Source organism: Nocardiopsis lucentensis DSM 44048 (genome assembly GCF_000341125.1).
Classification (GTDB): domain Bacteria; phylum Actinomycetota; class Actinomycetes; order Streptosporangiales; family Streptosporangiaceae; genus Nocardiopsis; species Nocardiopsis lucentensis.
The window spans coordinates 1-4,136 of record NZ_ANBC01000832.1 but is presented as its reverse complement, the minus strand read 5'-3'; the positions used below and the strand labels follow the sequence as shown (position 1 = coordinate 4,136).

At 73.3% G+C, this 4,136-nt stretch carries 6 protein-coding genes; 3 read left to right on the top strand and 3 right to left on the bottom strand.

All coding sequences use genetic code 11. The features are described 5' to 3' along the window. Both D471_RS36765 and D471_RS0128890 read right to left on the bottom strand, forming a co-directional pair. The coding region (locus tag D471_RS36765) for an SCO1664 family protein (RefSeq protein WP_017601843.1) at window positions 1-547 on the bottom strand (547 nt) is incomplete at its 3' end. Between the two features lie 61 nt (window positions 548-608). Next, complete coding sequence (locus D471_RS0128890; RefSeq protein WP_017601842.1) at window positions 609-1,190, bottom strand: DUF3090 domain-containing protein; 582 nt, start codon at window positions 1,188-1,190, stop codon at window positions 609-611. A 134-nt stretch (window positions 1,191-1,324) separates the two neighbouring features. Between D471_RS0128890 and D471_RS0128885 the strand changes: the two genes are divergently transcribed. Then, on the top strand, window positions 1,325-1,714 hold the full coding sequence (locus D471_RS0128885) for an SgcJ/EcaC family oxidoreductase (protein WP_017601841.1): 390 nt from the start codon (window positions 1,325-1,327) through the stop codon (window positions 1,712-1,714). Between the two features lie 12 nt (window positions 1,715-1,726). On the opposite strand, the gene D471_RS36760 is transcribed toward D471_RS0128885, so the two are convergent. Next, window positions 1,727-2,521 carry an MSMEG_4193 family putative phosphomutase gene (locus D471_RS36760; RefSeq protein ID WP_017601840.1) on the bottom strand — a complete coding sequence of 265 codons (795 nt, stop codon included), beginning with the start codon at window positions 2,519-2,521 and terminating at the stop codon, window positions 1,727-1,729. Between the two features lie 81 nt (window positions 2,522-2,602). Here D471_RS36760 and D471_RS0128875 point away from each other — a divergent pair, with 81 nt between their 5' ends. Then, the gene (locus D471_RS0128875; protein WP_193789803.1) at window positions 2,603-3,556 is read left to right on the top strand and encodes an aldo/keto reductase; all 954 of its coding nucleotides are present in this window, start codon (window positions 2,603-2,605) and stop codon (window positions 3,554-3,556) included. A 95-nt stretch (window positions 3,557-3,651) separates the two neighbouring features. Continuing rightward, the coding region (locus D471_RS36755; RefSeq protein WP_040691792.1) for a helix-hairpin-helix domain-containing protein at window positions 3,652-4,136 on the top strand (485 nt) is incomplete at its 3' end.

Here is a 4,136-nt window from a genome sequence, read left to right as displayed (position 1 = left end):
GCGCCCCCCGCCACTGCCACAGCACCGTGCGCAGCTTGTAGTCCTCGGCGAAGGAGACACCGTGGTCGCACCCGTACAGGTGGCCGCCGGGGGTGGGCAGCAGGTGGCCGATCTTGCGGTCGGAGTTGTTGATGACCGCGTCGAAGACCGCCATGTGCCGCAGGTCGGCGTTGTCGGTCTCCCGGGACAGCGCGACCAGGTCCACGGTCGTGTCACCGTGCACCCACAGCTGGACCATGCCCTCCCCGAACGGCCCGTCCCGGTGGACGGTGGGCGGCACGATCGCCCAGCCGAGCGCCTCGGAGACGGCGAAGGCCGACACCTCGCGTCCCGCCAGCGTGCCGTCGGGGAAGTCCCACAGGGGCCGCTCCCCGGCCACCGGTTTGTACACGCAGGCGGCCGACCGGGCGCCGTCGGAGACGGTGCAGTACAGGGTGGCGTTGGAGGCCGAGGTCAGGCGCCCCTCGACGGTGATCTCCCCGGACCGGAGCAGGTCCAGGCCCGAGGCGGCGTCGAGGCCGTCGAAGGCGTCGGTGGTCTCGTTCATGCGGTCCCCCGCGACGGGTGCGCGCTGGGGCCCCGGTGTCCAGTGGCCATCGGTACCGGCGTCACACCAGGCGGTCCGGCCGGTACCCGTTCTGGCGGACACAGATGTGGCCGCTGGGGTCCAGGGGGCGGCCGCACAGCGGGCAGTCGGGGCGTCCGGCGGCCACGACCTTCATGGCGCGTCCGGCGAAGGCGCGGGCCGCGCCGGGGGTCAGGTAGACGCGCAGGACGTCGCGGTGCGCGGGGGCCTCCTCAGCGAAGACCTCCAGCTCCTCGTCGTCGTCCTCGACCAGTTCCTCCCCCGCGGACTCGTCGATCTCCTGTGCCTCGACGATGACGCGGGCCGCCTCGGCGTCCCAGGCCAGAGCGAGGGTACCCACGCGGAAGTCCTGCTCGATGGGCTGCTGGAGGGGAGCGTCGTCCTCGGGAGGGGTGTCGTCGCCCGGCGGCGTCCCGAAGCGGCGGTGCACCTCTTCCAGCAGTTCCTCGATACGGGTCGCCAACGCCTCGACCTGCGCCTTCTCCAGAACGACGCTGGTGATGCGCCCCTCCCCCACGGCCTGGAGGAAGAAAGTGCGGTCTCCCGGCTGACCCACGGTTCCGGCGACGAACCGCTCCGGCGGATTGAACTGAAAGACGGGCATGCCATGAACCTTAAGGGATGGGGACCGCGCGGCGCTAAACCGTCCCCGGCTATTGACCTCAAGTGGGCTTGAGGTAGTTCCCTTCTCCTCGGAGCGCACCGGCTCCACCCCGTCCACGACCCATGGGAGTCAGCATGGCCGCCACACCCCACCCCGAGCTCCACGCCCTCGTCCAGAGCTTCGAGGACGCCTTCAACGCCCACGACCCGGTCGCCCTCGGCGAGCACTTCGCGGTCGACTCGCTGTGGACCAACGTGACCGGGAAGCGGATGCGCGGCCGTGAGGCCGTCATCGCGACCGGTCGGGAGGTCATGCCGAAACTGGCCGACTCCTACGCCCGTTACCGGGTCGTCGACGTCCTGGAGATCCGCCCGGACGTGGTCGCCGTGCACGTCGCCCAGTCCCCCGTCAGCGCCGACGGCCTCCCGGCCGACGCGCCGCACGCCAGCGCCGTGTACGTCTTCGCCCGCGGAGCGGACGGCTGGGAGATCGCCGTGGGCCAGAACACGATCGCGGCGGCCTGAGCAAGCCGCCGCCTACCGGGACCGCCGCACCTTCAGGGGGGGTCGGTCGTCCTCCTCCGCGCGCCCCCCGGCGCCTCCGCCGACGGCCGCGTCGCCCCGGGCCTCGGCCCGGGTCGGCAGGCTGCCCGCCAACCCCTCGCCGGTGTCGTTGAGCGTGTTCAGGAAGGGACGTGTGCGCGTGTAGGTGATGGAGGTCACCGAACAGGGGTCGACGCGCAGGCGCTGGAAGAGATCCAGGTGCAGGCCGAGGGCGTCGGCGACGATCGCCTTGATGATGTCGCCGTGGCTGCACACGACGTACACGGGCGGCGCCGGATCGGCGTCGGGGTCGGCCGGGGCCTGGAGCAGTCGCGTGTTCCAGTCGCGGACCGCCTCGACGGCGCGCGCGGAGGCCGCCGCGAGCGACTCGCCGCCGGGGAAGCGCGCGGCGCTGGGGTGGTCCTGGACGACCCGCCACAGCGGTTCGTGGCCGAGTTCCTCCAGGCCGCGCCCGGTCCAGGCGCCGTAATCGCACTCGATGAGTCGCTCATCCGGCGTGATCGCGATGCCGAGGTGCTCGCCGACGGTCTCGGCGGTCTCGCGGCAGCGTTCCAGCGGGCTCGACACCAGCGCGGCGGGGCGCAGCTCCGTGAGCCGGTGGGCCAGGCGGGTGGCCTGCGCGCGGCCGGTCTCGTTGAGGTGCACCCCCTCGGCGCGACCCGCGAGGCGGGGGCCGGTGGCGTCGGTCATGCCGTGGCGGACGAGGAGGAGGGTGACCGCCTCGGGCGCGGGGGGACGGGCGTCCTGGTCTGCTTCGGGTGTCGCCATGCCCCCACCCTAGCCACGACGACGGTTCGGCCCGAGGAGCACCTCGGCCCCCGTTCACGCGGACACGGTACTCTCCGCCGCATGGAACAGCGACAGGTGGGCCGATCGGGACTGTGGGTGTCACGCACCGCCCTGGGGACGATGACCTGGGGCAAGGACACCTCCGAGGAGGAGGCCGGACAGCAGCTCACCGCGTTCGTCGACGCGGGCGGCACGCTCGTGGACACCGCCGACATCTACACCGGCGGGCAGAGCGAACGCATCCTGGGGCGGCTGCTGAACGCCGCGGTACGCCGCGAGGACGTGGTGGTGGCCACCAAGACGGGGCACACCCCGGAGGGATACCGCCGGGTGGACGCCTCACGACGGCACCTGCTCGCCTCCCTGGACGCGTCGCTGCGACGCCTGCAGACCGACTACGTCGACCTGTGGCAGCTGCACGTGTTCGACCCGGTCACTCCGCCCGAGGAGTCGCTGGCGGCGATGGAGGCGGCGGTCGCGGCGGGCAAGGCCCGGTACGTGGGGACGGGGGACCTGGAGGCGTGGCAGTTCGCCACCCTGGCCACCTGGCAGCGGGCCCAGCCCGGGCGGGTCCCGCTGGTGAGCGCGGGGACGGAGTACTCGCTACTCAACCGGGGCGCCGACCAGGCACTGCGCCCGGCGGCGAAGGCCGCCGACGCCCACCTGATCGCGTGGTCGCCGCTGGGGCGGGGGGTGCTCAGCGCCAAGTACCGCAACGGGGTGCCGCCCGACTCGCGGGCGGCCTTCCCGCACATGGCCCCCTACGTCGAGCCCTACCTGGACGGGCACAGCCGCCGCGTGGTCGAGTCGGTGTGCACGGCCGCCGAGGGGTTGGGCGTGCCACCGCTGGCGGTCGCGCTGAGCTGGGCACGCGACCAGGCCGGGGTGGCGTCGGCGGTGGTCGGTCCGCGCACACTCCCCCAGTTGGAGGGCGTCCTGCGGGTGGAGGGCGTGGAACTGCCCCCCGAGATCCGGGAGGCGCTGGACGACGCCACCGCCGGGCACGAGCGCTGACGTACCGGCCCGCGCCGTTCCCGGAGCGGACGGTCGCCACTTCTCGGTACGCTTCCCAGGTCTTTCGAACCGCGTGACGAGGGGAACCATCCGAGGTGTCCGAGGCTGTGGAACAGGTCAGTGCCGTCCTCGACCGGATGGGGGCGCCCAGCGCCCTGGCGCCGCGCCTGGCCGCGAGGCTGGGTCAGCGAGCCGCCGCCGAGTTGGAGGCCAACCCGTGGTTGCTGCTGCGGCTGCCCGGGGTGACCGTCGAGCAGACCGACTTCTGCGCGCGGCGGCATCTGGGCGACGACGCACGACCGGACGACCCCCGACGGCTGAGCGCGCTGACGGAGCACGTGCTGCGGCAGGCGGCACGGCGCGGGCACACGGCGGTCGAGGAGCGCAGGCTGGCGAACGTCGTCGGCGGCATGGGCGTGCCCAACCCCACGGCGGCCCTGGAGGCGGCCGTGGCGGCCGGCGTCTCGGTGGTGTTCGAGAGCACCGACGACACCGACGACGACTTCGACTTCGCCGAGGGCGGGGTCCCGGACCTCCCGGACGCCGAGCGCTTCCACGCCCTGCCCGACGTCGGCCACGC